Origin of the sequence: Streptomyces sp. NBC_00252 (assembly GCF_036187565.1) — a bacterium.
Lineage (GTDB): Bacteria > Actinomycetota > Actinomycetes > Streptomycetales > Streptomycetaceae > Streptomyces.
The window spans coordinates 10,007,893-10,021,863 of the sequence record NZ_CP108087.1 but is presented as its reverse complement, the minus strand read 5'-3'; the positions used below and the strand labels follow the sequence as shown (position 1 = coordinate 10,021,863).

Below are 13,971 nucleotides of genomic sequence, written 5' to 3'. Positions count from 1 at the left end.
CCCGGCCGCGGTCGGCGAGAAGAGAGTCCGGCTTGCGGCGGGGGCGCCCGACCCGGCTGCGGACCGGTGCGACGGCGTCGGGCAGCGGCAGCTGTTGGGTGACGTCGTTGCGGTTGCCGCCGGTCGGCAGGACGACGAGCGGGGTGCCGTGTGGGTCGGTGATGAGGTGGTGGTTCGATCCCCCCGGCCTCGGTCGACTGGCGACGGACCTGTCCGGGCCGAAACCGAGGTACTGCGGCAGGTACTCCCATTGATGCCGGTGTGCAGCACGTACAAGATCCCGCACAGCGCCTCCCGGTCCGGCAACGGCCTGCGGCCGGGGTAGCGGAACCTGCGCTCACGCTGCGGCAGCAGCGGCTCCAGGCGGTCCCACAACTCACCCGACACGATCCACGGCAGCATCCTCAACTCCCGTCCCGGACAGAGCAAACAGGGGCAAACCACCTCATAGTGTTAGCCGTTGTCAGCCACCCAATCCGAAGCGCGTTCAACGGGGTAGCTGGCGGTGAAGCTGAGGACGTGGTTGCGCTGTTCGGCCCGCTGCCGGTTCGGATGGCCTGTGCCGCTGGCGGCTGGTGAATGTGCCACGCCGAACTTGCCTACGTCGACTACCGGGGCCACTCACGCGGTGGGCAGCGGCGCAGTGCACGAGGCCAACACCCGGTCGTAGGGGGCCCGTTCGCTCGGGGAAGCCGCCGGGCCGTCGCCGGATGGGTAGCGGGTTCTTCGCTGGGTGGGCCCGATGGGCTTCGGGCGGCCTGAGTTGACGTCACTCGGCCGCGGCCCGGGCGTCCCCGGCCTTGGTGCTGCCCGGGGTGACGTTCGGGAGGAGGACGACCTTGCCCAGTGGGTGGTCGTGTTCCAGGTGGGCGAAGGCCGCCCGGACCTCGACCAACGGGTAGGTCCGGCTGATCGGCACCTCGATCCTGCCGGAGGCCGCCAGCCCGGCCAGTTCGGCCAGTACCGCCCGGTCGGTGCCCTCGGCACTGCCCTTCGACCGGGTGCCGAGCGCGGCGGCCGCGCCGTAGTCGAGCGTGTTGATCCGGCTGGGCGGTACTCCCAGCGAGAGGGCGATGCGCGGGTAGTCGCCGCCGTGGAAGTCGAGGAAGGCGTGCGCCGTGCCGCCGCCATCGCTCTGGATGGCCTGGCGAAGACGTTCGGCGACCCCGCCCCCGTAGCCGACCAGGGCGGCGCCCTGGGACTCCAGCCAGTCCTGGTGCCGCGCGGAAGCGACCGCCACCACGCGCGTCCTGCGCAGGCGCAGGAGTTGGACGGCGAAGCTGCCGACCCCGCCGGTGGCCCCGCTGACCACGACCGTCTCCCCGGCCCGCGGGGCTACGGCGGCGACGGCAGCCCAGGCCGTGCTGCCCGCGACGTAGAGGGCGCCTGCGGCGGCCCAGGTGAGATTCTGGGGTTTGCGGACGAGCTGGTCCGCGGGGACGGCGACGTACTCGGCGTGGCTGGAGCGCTCCCAGGACCAGCCAAGGACCGGGTCCCCCGGTGTCCAACCGGTCACCGAGGCTCCGGTCGCGGTGACGGTGCCGGCCAGGTCACTTCCCTGGCCGGACGGGAACGTCGCCGGGTAGTGCTCGTGCAGGGCCCCGGTGCGGATCTTGGCCTCGCCCGGGTTGATGCCGGCGGCGCGTACCCGGATCAGGACGTCCTTGGGGCCGAGCGGACGCGGTTCGACATCCTCGACGCCGAGTACGTCGATGTCTCCGTAGCGGTGGAAGCGTACGGCTTTCACGAGGTCAGCCCTCCGGCTGGGCGTGGCTGTTGATGAAGGCGGCGACGTGGTCGAGGGCGCGCGCGGCCTCGTCGAGGAGTGGGGCGAAGCCCTGGAAGACGTGCGGTGCTCCGGGGAAGGTCTGCAGGGTGACCGGGACGTCGGCGCGGGCGGCCCGCGCGGCCAGCCGCAGGGCGTCATCGAGGAGGATCTCCCGACCGCCGGCCTGGATCAGCAGCGGCGGCAGTCCGCGCAGTTCGGCGAACAGCGGGCTGGCCAGCGCGGTGCGCGGATCCGCGCCGGCGAGGTAGTCGGCGGCCCGGATCTGGAGGGCCTCGGGAGTGAGCGCCGGATCCGCCTCGGCCCGGCTCGCCATGGTGGCGCCGGACTGGGTGAGGTCCGCCCACGGGGACAGAACCGTCGCGGACGAGGGCTGCGGCAGCCCCGCGTCCCGGATCGCCAGTAGGAGGGCGAGGGCGAGGCCGCCGCCGGCCGACTCTCCTGTGACCGCGACCGAGTCGGCCCGGAGGCCCCGGTCCAGCAGTGCCCGGTAGGCGGTGAGGGCGTCGTCGACGGCGGCCGGGAAAGGATGCTCGGGGGCGAGCCGGTAGTCGACGGAGAGGGCGGTGGCGGCGGTGCGCCGGGCGATCTCGGAAACCAGGCCGACACTGGCGGCAGCGGAGCCGATCGCGTAGGCACCGCCGTGGAAGTACAGCACGGTGACGCCCGTCGGCGCGGCGGCGCCGGCACGCACCTCGAGGGCGGGCACCGAACCCAGCTCGACGGACCGGGTGCGGACGTCGTCGGGCAGCGGTGCGGAGCCCAGCATCTCGTCGAAGACGTGGCGCATCTTCTCGACGTCGCCGCCCAGGTCCAGCGGGGAGTTCTGCAGCAGGTCGGAGACGGCGTTCAGCTGACTGCGGGTCATCTCGTTGATTCCTTGCACGGGGAGGTGGTGGGTGAGTGGAGGGGTGCGGGGAGGCCTACGCCCGGGCGACGTGCAGGACTTCCTCGAAGCCCATGCGCCGCACGAAGTCCGTACGGGCCTCCAGTACCGCGGAGTTGGCCTGTTCGACCATGGAGTTGGTCAGGTCCACCACGCTGCGGAAGGGACGCTCGCCGAAGGGCAGGGCCAGGATCCTGGTGATCTCCTGAGCAACCACCACCGGGTCGGCCTGCGTGCCCGGGGTGAACAGGCCTTCGGTGGCTGCCTCGTTGCGGGCGGCGAGCGGGTCCAGGACTCGGTATCCGGCGGCGACACCGGTGGCGTCGGCGGGCCGTGCCGCCTTGGGGAAGTGGTCGGTGCCCTGGGTGAAGGCCCCCGGCATGACGATCACGGTCTCGATGCCGAGCGGGGCCACGTCGTAGGAGGTCACCAGGGCCAGAGCGTCCATGGCGGCCTTGGAGACGACGTACGGGCCGAGGAAGGGCGGGGTGGTCACCGGGATGGTGCTGCCCACGTAGAGGAGGGTGCCGTGGCCTTGGGCGCGCAGGTGCGGGAGTGCAGCCCGGTTGAGCCGCTGGACGCCGAGGGTGTTGACGTCTATCAGATGGGCGATCTCCTCGGCGGTGAACGCCTCGACGTAACCGGTGGCCAGGTGTCCGGCGTTGTGGATGACGACGTCGAGCGTCCCCGCGTCCTTGAGCACCGCCGCCACCGCGTGGTCGGCGGACTCCTGCGAGGCGACGTCGAGTTCGACCACGTGGAGGTCGAGGTGCTCCTCCGCGGCCAGGCGGTGCAGTTCCTCGGCGCGGGTGGCGTTGCGGGTGCCGGGGGCGCGCATCGAGGCGTAGACGCGATGGCCGGCTCGGGAGAGCGCCCGCGCGGTCAGGTTGCCGATGCCGGTGCCGGCACCGGTGATGAGGACGGTTGACATGATGGTTCTCCGATCGGTGGGGTGGATGGGGGCGGGGATTGGCGGTCAGGCGATACCGCCGTTGCTGAACAGCACCTGGCCGTTGATCCAGCGGCCGCCGGGCCCGGCCAGGAAGGCCACCGCCTCGGCGATGTCCTGAGGCGTGCCGAGCCGCTCCAGGGGTGCGGCGGCGGCGATCTTGGCGATCAGCTCCTCGCTCTTGCCCTCGACGAACAGCGGCGTCGCGGTCGGCCCGGGGGCCACCGCGTTGACGGTGACGTCCCGGCCGCGCAGCTCGCGGGCCAGGATCAAGGTCATGGCCTCGACCGCGCCCTTGGTCGCCGCGTAGCCGCCGTAGCCGGGCTGCTGGAGCCGGGTGACCGAGGTGGAGAAGTTGATCAGGGAGCCGCCGGGACGCAGTCGGCGGGCGGCGAGCCGGGAGACGACGAAGGTCCCCCGGACGTTGACCCGGTGCATCCGGTCGAAGTCGTCCGGCTCCATCTCAGCGAGCGGGGCGAGCAGCATGATCCCTGCGGTGTTGACGACGACATCGATGCCGCCGAAACGCGCCTCCGCGGCGTCGAAGACCTCCGCCATCTCCGCCGGCTCGGCGATGTCGCCGGAGTGGGCCACCGCAGTGCCTCCGGCCGCGGTGATCGACTCGACGATCGCCTCCGCCTTCGCGGCACTGCCCGCGTAGTGGACTACGACGGCCATACCGTCCGCGGCCAGCCGGCGCGCGACCGCGCCGCCGATACCACCCGAACCGCCGGTCACCACGACCACCCTCGGCCGGCCGGATCCGTTCTCCGCCATCGCGCCGTTCATGACTGCTCCGATCCGGCATCCGGATGGATGCCCGTAGGGATGAGGCTGTTCGCGGGCGATGCGCCCGGCGACGTGATCAACCCTCCGCTTCGTGCAGTTATTTGTCTAATGCATGGAATTCACTTACGTTATGCGCATGGTGCATATCGAACGGGTCGACCTCAACCTGCTGGCGCCGTTGGCCGCACTGCTGGAGGAACGGCACGTCTCGCACGCCGCCGAACTCGCCAGGATGAGCCAACCGGCGATGAGCCGGGCGCTGCAGCGGCTGCGCGACACGCTCGGCGACGAACTCCTGGTGCGCACGCCCGGCGGATACCGGCTCACCCCGCGGGCCGAGCGCGTCCAGCGCCAGCTGCGAGCAGTCCTGCCGCAGCTGGAGAGCCTGTTCGCCCCCGAGGAGTTCGACCCCGCCGTGGCCGCCGAGGCATTCCGGATCGCCGGGACCGACTACGCCCAGGTGGCCGCCCCCGCGGTCTTCCAGCGCGTCCTCCGCGAGTCGCCGCGCTCCACGCTGCACTTCCGCACGTGGCACGACGCCATCTACGAGGACCTCGACCGAGGCGTTGTCGACCTGGTGTTCTACGGCGGGCCAGGGTCGGTCACCGCGCTGCGCACGGAGCACCTGTTCGACGACCGGTTCGTGTGCGTCCTGTCAGCGGACCACCCGCTGGCCGAGCGCCCGGAGATCGCCCTGGAGGAGTATCTCGACGCCGCTCACGTGATCGTCGGCACCGCCGGCGAGCGCCAGACCGCGATCGAGGGGCGCCTGGAGGGCCTCGGAGCACGCCGCCGGGCCGGGCTGACCGTGCCCTACCACTCCCTGGCCGTTCACTCCGTCCCGGGCACCCGACTGATCCTCACCCTGCCCGCGAGGCTGCTCGCGCAGCAACGCCCGGACGCCGGGATCCGGATCGTGCCCGCTCCCGAGGAGATCCGCCCACTCCACTACCAAATGGCCTGGCACCCGCGCCTCGACGGCGATCTGGGGCAGCGCTGGCTCCGGGACACCGTCCGCGCCGTCGCAGCCGACCTGCCGGAGCCGGCTCCTGAGGGGTCGGGCTGATCACCGGGAAGGGCCCCGTCGCCACAGGCACGTCAAGCAGGCGCGAGGGCTTCGCATGCGCCTTCGCAGGGTCGTGACTGTCGGCCAACGAGCGACAGACGACAGGCCCGGCGAGGGTTCAACGAACCCGGACTGTCAGCGGCCTGACGGCAGCTCAGATCCAGAGGAACGGCGTGGCCAATCTCGGCTACAAGCGGGTCTCGACCGACCTGCAATCGACCGATCGCCAGAACCGCGCCTCCACCCGCTGGAACAAACGAAGGTCAGCGAACTGCTCACGTACGCGCGGCTGGGCACCACCGTGCAGATCTCCGAGATGTTCCGCCTGGTACGCGGCACCGGACACATCCTCGACATTCCGGTGGGCCCTGCGCGACTCAACGAGTCCCACATCGCACGGGGATCAATCAGACGTCTGATTGATCCCCGTGCGATATCGGCGACCCGATCGGCCTTGGCCAGCACCCCAACCCGATCCCACCTGCGTGGACAAGGGATTCGGCAAAGGCAGGGTGGGACAGCCTTCCAGAGGCTAGGCGATCTCGGAGTCGATGCCGGTGATCACTGCGGGGCCGAGCGGCACGTCGTCCGCGTCGAGTCCGGCGTCCCGCAACGCGGTTTCCGCGAGCCTCCGCGCCTCGCTCTCCGCGTCGGCGTTGGAGTCCGCCTCCACGGTGAGCCGGAGGGCGAAGGTGTTGTCGTCGTTGACGGCGAGCACGTCCAGGTCCTCGGCATTGCCCATCGTGGTGCTATGCGGATCCGCGGGCCGCAGCGCCCGCCCCAGCCGCTGCCTTGCCGCGTCGTCGATACCAGCAGTGAAGGTGCCGGGCACAGTGATCACATAGGTGGTCATGAGAATCCTTCCGTCGCCTGCCACACCACATACCCCACATCACGACAAGGATGACGAGCCCCTCGACGGAGGGCGAACCGGCGGCGGGCGTGACCCGGCGAAGCGGTGGCGTCGACCAGCATGAGGCAGGCGGCGAGAACCGCCGCCGTGGCCGTGGCCGTGGCAAGCGCACCGATGTCCCTCAGGCCATCGGTTCGCCACCCACAGGTACGACCTGAGCGCGTTCTACGGGATATCGATGTCACGCGGACCAAGAAGTTCCCGTCCGAGATCGTCGAGCACGACAAGGCCTACTTCGACGTCACCATCGACGACCGCATTGGCCGTGATTACGAGGTGCGGCACGCGCCGGCCTGCCGTTAGCGCCGTTCACCTGTCGGGCCGCTCGTCCGGAGTCTGCGGCCGAGCGCGGCCGTGGCAGACGCATGGTGACGCCCTGTGCCGGAGGTGGCGTAGCCAGGTGGCCGGCCCGATGGCCGAATCGTGCACGCGAGAGCGGAGTTCGGCGCTCCGAACCCTCCGCTGCCCGCGGTGCACCCGTCCTACGCGCGGTTGCCGACCGGGGCTCTCGGTCGCTCGGTACGGGTGGTTGCCGGGTCGGAGCAGGAGGCCCGGGCCCTCATTGACCAGCGCTGGCCATTGGAAATGCGCCGCGGAAATCGTGCTAATCCCGCGCGTCCCCTCGGTTCCTGCCGGCCCACCTTCTGGGGCTGCCCGGGCAGCGACCTGAGCCGCATCCGGCGTGGTCACGTCACGGCGGCCAGCCGTGTCACAAGGCGCAGCCGACGGCGGCTTCACGCCCGGCCGGATGGGACCGAGTATTTGACCACCGCCGGCTTGTCAGTGCCGAGCGGGGTTTCCTGGGTGGTGACACAGGCCAGGAAACCCCGCTCGGCTAGAGCGCGCGCTCCAACGGCCGCTCACTGGGGGGGGTGGGCGGCCGGTTGGATCAGGAGTCGGCGAAGCGCTTGAACGCCGCCTGGGTGCCCGAGCCCGGGTCGCCGTCGATCGCGCCCGTGTAACCCCACTGCGCGGCCAGCATCCGCTGGAGCGCCTTGACGGTGTTGGTGCCCGGGTCGCCGTCGATGGCACCGGTGTATCCCCAGATCCCCGAGAGGAATCGCTGCATCGCCTTCCAGCTGTTGGTGCCCAGCTGACCGTCGATGCTGTCGTTGTAGTCCCAGTACTCCGCGAGGAAGCGCTGGACGTTCTTGGCCTCGGCCGTGGTGAGGCCGAAGTTGTGCGTCGCCGCCGCAGCCGCCGGCTGCGAAACAACCGACGTGGACGAAGGACTCACAGGCGCCGCGTAGCCGACACCCGCCGTCGCCACCGTGCCGGCGGCGATCCCGGCAACGGCAACCAAGCCGGCAAGCGTCTTGCCCAGAGCATTTGATCGCATACGAATTCGTCCTTCGGTCGTGAGTTGACGCCTGATCAGTCCGGCGGACCAGCGGCAGGACCACGATGCAGGCTGTCCTGACCACGCGGCCAGGAATACCGCCGAACTGAGGGCCGCGCGAGACGACGAGCCCGCTGACCTGCACTGACGATCTCTCCCACGACGGTTCTATGGGATCGCCGCCGCCGCGCGATACACCCTCCCCCACGATTTCCCACCCGCCGAGCGTCGCAGCGCAGTGCACCACCACGATCTTCAACCTCGGCGTCGCGCGGTTCCCAGCAGCCTCCGGGGCATCACGGCGTGCTGCGCTGCATGGCCAGGAAGACGTGCTTACGGCCGCCCTCGCTAGTCATGAGGATGGGAGGCCCTGCCACAATTCGCCCTGAGCGCGGCCTCACAGCGGATCGACGACGCATTGCGCAAGCCGGTCGGCGCCATGGACAAAGAACTTCCTCTGACAGCACGGGAGTTGGCCGAGCTGCGGGAAGCAGCAACAACGGTCCGAACCCCTTTGTCACTCGCTTCCACGGACGGAAGGTCAACACGTCACGCTGGTCTGAGGACGTCCAGCCAGACCTCGAAGACAAAGGGTGTGCTGTCGGGTCCGCCCTCCAGCCACCGTGTACTCACTGTGGCGACGCCGTCAGTGATTTCCTCGATCGTGCACGTAGTGCTGGTCGGGCAGGGGTAGTCCGAGGTCTCTTGCAGTTCTCCGGCGAAGTAGGCGGTCTTTCCGACCAGTTGATGAGGCCGGTCGTAGACATCGGCGAACTCCACCAGAATCAGACCCGGTTGCGGATAGTCGGTGAGCCACACGACAGCAACGGCAGGAAGTTCGCAATCATCACCCTTGCTCAACTTTGTCGTCATGCGCGCATCCTAGGAACCTGAGAGCTTGCAGGACCACCGATGCACGACAACTCGCTCCACCAGCGCCTGAAGACCGAGCCTCCCATCACCACAGGTCTGGTGTTCACACCACCGGCGTGGCCTTGCCGGCGAACGCCCCACTTCCCCGGACTGCGCTCTTCGTTCCACCGCCCCGCGACGTGCCGACGACTCCAGCGCCCATGGCAGGGGCTGGTGAGTTGAGGGACGACGGCGCCGACGAATAACCGGCCGACCACAACCACCCCCAGGCGGCCCGACCCACCTGCGCAGCAACCGACGTCCGAAGCGAACCCAGGGGCAACTGCGCAGCCTCAGCACTCCGTTGTTCGGGCTCTCAAAGTCCGCCGCGGACCACATGGTCGACCGCCTGGGAGTCAGGCCTCGTCGTCATCGGTCTCCCACGCGTGAAGAGACCACAGGGCGACGGTGTGCTGCTCTGTTGCTGGTGGCATTTCCCGCCCGGTGGACTTCCTCTCACCTGATGCGTACCCTCCGGCATAGCCTGCGCCGAGTTCAGTACCGGCCGGGCCGTATCGACGGATGCCTCACCGGCACCCGACTCCCCATATCCAGCCAAGAGCAGTCGCTCTGATGCGCGAGCAACAAGAATTACCGGTTCCGGCTTAGGCCCGCTCCCCCGCCAACTGGTCTCTCGTCGCGCGGAACCTTGCTTCTTCGAGATGGCTCGGGCGAGTGCTGAGCCGAAGTTGACGACCCGCGTAGCCTCCGCCGACAACTCTGAGTACGGAAACGACCGTCGGCCAGTCCGCGGGACTGACATAGCCGTCGGCGATTTCGACACGGTCGACCACGCCAAGCTCCTCGGATGGAACCTGCACTCTGAGCCCATAGTGCATACGCTTGATCACTTTTCCGACCCGCCACCGGCATCCGCCCCGGCCGCGACAAGAAGATCCACCGTCTCAGGATGGGGACCATTGTTCGCCCACTCCAGAGGTGACCAGCCGGTGCCACCGTCCTCCCTGAGGTTCGGATCAGCACCAAAGGCCAACAACTCACGCACCGTCCCGGTATGCCCCCAACACGCAGCCGCACACAACGCAGTGCCCTCCGCACCAACCCCCCTGCTCTCCACATCAGGAGACGCACCCGACGACAGAAGCAAACCCACGATCACCGCCTCACCATTCACCGCAGCCGCGTACAGAGGCGTAGTCCCCTCATTGTCGGGACCTTCCGGGTCAACCCCCGCCCCCAGCAATGCCTTCACCGCGACGACATCACCCGCCTGGATCGCCCCGAACAAACGCCCCAACAACTTCTTCCGCCGCCGACGATTCATGAGGGCGAGACTCCTATCCAGAACGGCTTCGACGCCGTAACCACACCAGCGTGCCTCAGGTCCACAGCGCCTTGATCTCGGTGGCGAGAACGCGGCCTTGGTGTCGGCCTGCCTCGGCGGCGGCACGGGCGCGGGTCGGGTCGTAGGGGTTGGGGCCGATGGCCTCGCGCGCTGCGGTATCGGGAACGGCGAGGATGGCGCGGGCACCGGTGCGGTTGAGGTGGGCGACGTCGTCCAGGGCGCTGGGAATCCCGGCGTGGCCCTCGAACATGGGGGCCAGGACGACGATGCGGTCGTGGCCGATGGCCAGGGTGGCGTTGGCAGCGGAGACCATGCCGGCGTCGATCCATTCGCGGCCGCCGAAGCGGACGCTGGGCCAGATGCCGGGTACGGCGCCGCTGGCGGCGGTGGCCGTCTCGATAGGGACGCCCGCGTCGGGACCCAGCAGGCGGAGTTGGCCGGTGTCGGCGTCGGTGACGGCGACGCGCATGTTGGCGGGCCATTGGTTGGTGCGCAGGCGGGAGCGGACGACAGCGCGGCGGGTCTCGGTGTCCACGCCCGCGCCGAAGGTGCGGGCGACCCGGCCGAATCCAGCGCCCACTGCTTCGGGGTTCCCGGCGCCGGCGATGAATGCCTGGGTCCAGCCTTCGTAGACGGCCGGGTCGGTATGCATGACGGGTTCGTTGTCACCGGCCTGGCCCTGGTCGGCGAAGAGGATCTCCCAGTCGGTGCCCGAGGTGTAGTTGGTGCCGACGAAGGAGCCGGCCGAGGTGCCGATCACGGTGTCCGCGTCGCGCAGGTCGACTCCTTCGTCGAGGAGTCCGGCGAGGACGCCGACCTCCCAGCCCATGCCGGTGATGCCTCCGCCACCGAGGACGAGTGCCCGAGTGGGGGTGGTCGGGTTGGTGGGGTTAGTGGGGGCCATGACAGCGCCTTTCCGAGAATCACCATTACCGATAATCGAGGTTACCGTATAGGGATGGAGAACGTGCAGCGCGGCCGCCGACGCCACCCCGACATCGCTCCCCTGGCGCTGGAACAGACCCTGATCCTGCTGAAGGCCCACGGCTACGAGGGGCTGCGCATGAAAGACGTAGCCGCGGCCGCAGGCATCGGTCTCGGCGCGCTCTACCGCCGCTGGCCCGGGAAGGAGGAAATGGTCGCGGACGCGCTGCGAGCGGACCGGTCCCTGCACGCCACACCCGACACGACGGACCCGCTCGCAGACCTGACCGCGTCCGTCGAACGCATCATCACCGCGATGCCCCACGGACTCGGCCGTCTGATCGCCGCATGCCTGAACGAGCCCGACTCCGCCCTGGCACGCGTGACACGACAGGCCAAACTCACCCCCATGATCGACGTGCTGACGGCCCGCCTGGAACGCGTCACCGGACCCACACCCCACACCCGCCGACGGGCCGAAAGCGGCCTGTCCTACATCCTGTGGAAACACGCCCTCGACGGAGAAGCCATCAACACCGGCGCGCTACGGGACGAGGCACTCGCCATCATGGACGTACCGTCCTGAATCCCCGAACGCCAAGCTGCGCGGTGAGGCCGAAGAACCTTTTGCAGCAGCAGAGGGCTGCCGACGTCCGCCGGCCCTTCGCTGGCGCACGCGCGACCTTCGGCGACGTCCATCCGGGGCTCTTCCGTCACGGAAGGGCCGTGTCCCGACTCAGCCTCGCTGCCTCGACGCGTCGCCCTCGATGGCTTCGACGACCTTCTTCGCCGTGGCCTTGGCCGAGCCCGGGTTCTGGCCGGTGACGAGGTTGCCGTCGGTGACGGCGTAGGAGACGAACGGCAGTGTCGCCTTCTCGTAGAGCGCGCCGCGCTGCTTGGCCGCCTCCTCCGCGTTGTAGGGGACCAGCTTGTCGACGCGGGCGAGGACCTCCTCGGTCCAGGCGAAGCCCGTCATCCTGCGGCCGGCGATGAGATAGGAGTCGTCGGAGAGCCGCGTGTTGAGCAGGCCGCAGTAGCCGTGGCAGACCGAGGAGACGACGCCGCCGCGCTCGTAGATCTCGCGGGTGATGCGCTGCAGGCCCTCGCTGTCGGGGAAGTCGTACATCACCGCGTGCCCGCCGGTGAAGTAGATCGCGTCGTAGTCCGAGGGGTCGATCTGGTCCGGGCTCGCGGTGTTCTCGAGCAGGGCCATCTTCCCGGGGTCGGCGCGCCATTCCTTGGCGGTCTTGTCGTAGTTCGGGAACTTCAGCGCACGCGGCTCGAGGGGCACCGAGCCGCCTGCCGGGCTGACGAGGTTCTGCTCGTAGCCGTGCTCCTCGAAGACGTGCCAGGCGTGCGTGAGTTCTGAGAGCCACAGGCCAGTGGCGTGGGAAGGGTCGTCGTAGTGGCCGACGTTGGTGACGACGTTGAGGACGCGCTTGGTCATGGTTGATCTTCCTTCATGCGGCCCGGGATGACGGGGTGGCCCGGCCGTTGCAGCTGGTGGTCTGTCAGCGGATGCCCAGGGCACGCAGCGTCTTGAATGCCCGGGTCAGGACCCGCGCCCACTGCTCGTGCTCGACTCTGCGGGGCGGGGAGAAGCCCTGGAGTCGCTGGTGCGCGACGGTCTGGGCTTCGGTGTACTTGAGCAGCCCGTCGGCGCCGTGACGGCGGCCGAGGCCGGAGTCGCCCATGCCGCCCATGGGGGCGTCGATGCTGCCCCAGGCGGCGGCGAACGCCTCGTTGACGTTGACGGTGCCGGCGTGGAGTCGTCCGGCGACCTTGCGGGCCTCGGTGCCGTTGCGGCCCCAGACGCTCGCGTTGAGGCCGTACGGCGTGGCGTTGGCCATCGCGACCGCCTCGTCGACCGACCGGTAGCGGTAGACCGACACCACGGGGCCGAACGTCTCGTGGTCGAACAGCGTCATCTCGGGGGTCACATCTGTCAGGATCGTCGGCTCGTAGAACAGTGGCCCGAGGTCGGGCCGGGCCTTGCCTCCGGCCAGTACGGTCGCGCCTTTCGATACCGCGTCGTCGACGTGCGAGCTGACGGTCTCGAGCTGCGAGGGGGTGGTCAGCGAGCCCATGTCCACCGAGAAGTCGTAGGTCGCGCCCAGGCGCATGGCCCGGGCGCGCGCGACGAACGCGGTGACGAACGCGTCGTGGATCTCATCGGCGACGTAGAGCCGCTCGATGGACACGCACAGCTGCCCGGCCGAGGGGAAACAGGCGGCGACCGCGCCCGTGGCGGCCTTCTCGATGTCGGCATCGGCGAGGACGACCATGGCGTTCTTGCCGCCGAGTTCCAGGGACGCTCCGATCAGCCGCTCGCCCGCGTCACGCGCGATCCGGCGCCCGCTGGCGGTGGAACCGGTGAACATCATGTAGTCCCCGCCTTGCATGAGCGCGTTTCCGATGGAGCTGCCACGGCCGACCACCATCTGCCAGACGTCGGTCGGCAGGCCGGCCTCGCGCATCAGGGCCAGAGCCCACAGCGCGGTCAGGGCGGTCTGGGTGTCGGGTTTCTGGACGACGGCGTTGCCGGCCATCAGGGCGGGGATGGCGTCGCCGGCGGCCATGCTGAGGGGGTAGTTCCAGGGCGAAATAACGGTGACGACGCCCTTGGGGTGGTGCAGTTCGGTGGTGTGGGTCAGCACCGCGATCGCGCCCTTGCGGCGCTTCGGTGAGAGCAGCCGCTGTGCGCTGCGGGCGTAATAGCGGGCGGTGATCGCGATGTCGCTGACCTCGAGGAACGCGTCACGACGGGTCTTGCCGCTCTCGGCCTGCATCAGGTCGAGGGCTTCGTCCTGCCGCTGGAGGACCAGGTCGTGGAAGCGCAGCATGACGCGCTTGCGGTCGGCCACGGGGGTGGCCGCCCAGCGGGCCTGGGCAGCGCGTGCCCGGGCGAAGGCGTCCTCGACGTCGTCGGGGGTGGAGACCGGCAGGTCCGCGAGCGGTGCGCCGGTGTACGGCGAGGTGGTGGCGACCCGCTGGGCGCGGGCATCGGCGGCCACCAGGGTGGCCAGGCGGGCGACCCGGGACGGTGTCAGCCATGCCGGCAGGGCGGCCTCGGCGGGGGCGGTGTCCGTGGTGGTCATCGC

Annotated in this window: 14 protein-coding genes and 1 pseudogene; 3 read left to right on the top strand and 12 right to left on the bottom strand. The window is 69.6% G+C overall.

Annotated elements, in window-relative coordinates:
* Positions 1-4: 4 nt before the first annotated feature.
* The 5 genes and pseudogenes from OHT77_RS44500 to OHT77_RS44480 form a co-directional block, all read right to left on the bottom strand.
* A pseudogene (locus tag OHT77_RS44500) lies at positions 5-402 on the bottom strand (transposase); the annotation flags it as partial.
* Positions 403-769: 367 nt separating this feature from the next.
* Complete coding sequence (locus OHT77_RS44495; protein ID WP_328834085.1) at positions 770-1,747, bottom strand: NADP-dependent oxidoreductase; 978 nt, start codon at positions 1,745-1,747, stop codon at positions 770-772.
* A gap of 4 nt (positions 1,748-1,751) precedes the next feature.
* Positions 1,752-2,654, bottom strand: coding sequence for an alpha/beta hydrolase fold domain-containing protein (locus tag OHT77_RS44490; protein WP_328834084.1), 903 nt, complete (start codon positions 2,652-2,654; stop codon positions 1,752-1,754).
* Between the two features lie 55 nt (positions 2,655-2,709).
* Positions 2,710-3,603, bottom strand: coding sequence for an SDR family NAD(P)-dependent oxidoreductase (locus OHT77_RS44485; protein WP_328834083.1), 894 nt, complete (start codon positions 3,601-3,603; stop codon positions 2,710-2,712).
* A gap of 45 nt (positions 3,604-3,648) precedes the next feature.
* Positions 3,649-4,410 (bottom strand): SDR family oxidoreductase, encoded by a 762-nt coding sequence (locus tag OHT77_RS44480; protein WP_328834082.1) that lies wholly within the window; start codon positions 4,408-4,410, stop codon positions 3,649-3,651.
* A 136-nt stretch (positions 4,411-4,546) separates the two neighbouring features.
* Here OHT77_RS44480 and OHT77_RS44475 point away from each other — a divergent pair, with 136 nt between their 5' ends.
* Positions 4,547-5,476 (top strand): LysR family transcriptional regulator, encoded by a 930-nt coding sequence (locus OHT77_RS44475; RefSeq protein WP_328834081.1) that lies wholly within the window; start codon positions 4,547-4,549, stop codon positions 5,474-5,476.
* Between the two features lie 532 nt (positions 5,477-6,008).
* Here the strand turns inward: OHT77_RS44475 and OHT77_RS44470 are convergent.
* Positions 6,009-6,329 (bottom strand): hypothetical protein, encoded by a 321-nt coding sequence (locus OHT77_RS44470; RefSeq protein WP_328834080.1) that lies wholly within the window; start codon positions 6,327-6,329, stop codon positions 6,009-6,011.
* Positions 6,330-6,434: 105 nt separating this feature from the next.
* On the opposite strand from OHT77_RS44470, the gene OHT77_RS44465 reads away from it, so the two are divergent.
* Positions 6,435-6,692 carry a hypothetical protein gene (locus tag OHT77_RS44465; protein ID WP_328834079.1) on the top strand — a complete coding sequence of 86 codons (258 nt, stop codon included), beginning with the start codon at positions 6,435-6,437 and terminating at the stop codon, positions 6,690-6,692.
* A gap of 586 nt (positions 6,693-7,278) precedes the next feature.
* Here OHT77_RS44465 and OHT77_RS44460 read toward each other — a convergent pair.
* The 4 genes from OHT77_RS44460 to OHT77_RS44445 form a co-directional block, all read right to left on the bottom strand.
* Entirely contained in the window at positions 7,279-7,728 is a 450-nt protein-coding gene (locus tag OHT77_RS44460; protein ID WP_328834078.1) for a peptidoglycan-binding domain-containing protein, read from the bottom strand.
* A gap of 549 nt (positions 7,729-8,277) precedes the next feature.
* A complete protein-coding gene (locus OHT77_RS44455) occupies positions 8,278-8,601 on the bottom strand; it encodes a hypothetical protein (RefSeq protein WP_328834077.1) in 324 nt (107 codons plus the stop codon).
* Positions 8,602-9,487: 886 nt separating this feature from the next.
* Positions 9,488-9,925 (bottom strand): ankyrin repeat domain-containing protein, encoded by a 438-nt coding sequence (locus OHT77_RS44450; RefSeq protein WP_328834076.1) that lies wholly within the window; start codon positions 9,923-9,925, stop codon positions 9,488-9,490.
* Between the two features lie 55 nt (positions 9,926-9,980).
* Entirely contained in the window at positions 9,981-10,850 is an 870-nt protein-coding gene (locus OHT77_RS44445) for a patatin-like phospholipase family protein (RefSeq protein ID WP_328834075.1), read from the bottom strand.
* 54 nt (positions 10,851-10,904) lie between these two features.
* Between OHT77_RS44445 and OHT77_RS44440 the strand changes: the two genes are divergently transcribed.
* Positions 10,905-11,456 carry a TetR family transcriptional regulator gene (locus OHT77_RS44440; RefSeq protein ID WP_328834074.1) on the top strand — a complete coding sequence of 184 codons (552 nt, stop codon included), beginning with the start codon at positions 10,905-10,907 and terminating at the stop codon, positions 11,454-11,456.
* Between the two features lie 150 nt (positions 11,457-11,606).
* On the opposite strand, the gene OHT77_RS44435 is transcribed toward OHT77_RS44440, so the two are convergent.
* Positions 11,607-12,317, bottom strand: a complete 711-nt coding sequence (locus tag OHT77_RS44435) for a type 1 glutamine amidotransferase domain-containing protein (protein WP_328834073.1) — start codon at positions 12,315-12,317, stop codon at positions 11,607-11,609.
* Positions 12,318-12,381: 64 nt separating this feature from the next.
* Positions 12,382-13,968 carry a succinic semialdehyde dehydrogenase gene (locus OHT77_RS44430; protein WP_328834072.1) on the bottom strand — a complete coding sequence of 529 codons (1,587 nt, stop codon included), beginning with the start codon at positions 13,966-13,968 and terminating at the stop codon, positions 12,382-12,384.
* Positions 13,969-13,971: the final 3 nt, after the last annotated feature.

Excerpts from the sequence above, each read along its gene's own strand:
- OHT77_RS44490 (WP_328834084.1), bottom strand. The coding sequence starts at position 2,654 with ATGACCCGCAGTCAGCTGAACGCCGTCTCCGACCTGCTGCAGAACTCC.
- OHT77_RS44485 (WP_328834083.1), bottom strand. The coding sequence starts at position 3,603 with ATGTCAACCGTCCTCATCACCGGTGCCGGCACCGGCATCGGCAACCTG.
- OHT77_RS44480 (WP_328834082.1), bottom strand. The coding sequence starts at position 4,410 with ATGAACGGCGCGATGGCGGAGAACGGATCCGGCCGGCCGAGGGTGGTC.
- OHT77_RS44475 (WP_328834081.1), top strand. The coding sequence starts at position 4,547 with ATGGTGCATATCGAACGGGTCGACCTCAACCTGCTGGCGCCGTTGGCC.
- OHT77_RS44470 (WP_328834080.1), bottom strand. The coding sequence starts at position 6,329 with ATGACCACCTATGTGATCACTGTGCCCGGCACCTTCACTGCTGGTATC.
- OHT77_RS44460 (WP_328834078.1), bottom strand. The coding sequence starts at position 7,728 with ATGCGATCAAATGCTCTGGGCAAGACGCTTGCCGGCTTGGTTGCCGTT.
- OHT77_RS44455 (WP_328834077.1), bottom strand. The coding sequence starts at position 8,601 with ATGACGACAAAGTTGAGCAAGGGTGATGATTGCGAACTTCCTGCCGTT.
- OHT77_RS44450 (WP_328834076.1), bottom strand. The coding sequence starts at position 9,925 with ATGAATCGTCGGCGGCGGAAGAAGTTGTTGGGGCGTTTGTTCGGGGCG.
- OHT77_RS44445 (WP_328834075.1), bottom strand. The coding sequence starts at position 10,850 with ATGGCCCCCACTAACCCCACCAACCCGACCACCCCCACTCGGGCACTC.
- OHT77_RS44440 (WP_328834074.1), top strand. The coding sequence starts at position 10,905 with ATGGAGAACGTGCAGCGCGGCCGCCGACGCCACCCCGACATCGCTCCC.
- OHT77_RS44435 (WP_328834073.1), bottom strand. The coding sequence starts at position 12,317 with ATGACCAAGCGCGTCCTCAACGTCGTCACCAACGTCGGCCACTACGAC.
- OHT77_RS44430 (WP_328834072.1), bottom strand. The coding sequence starts at position 13,968 with ATGACCACCACGGACACCGCCCCCGCCGAGGCCGCCCTGCCGGCATGG.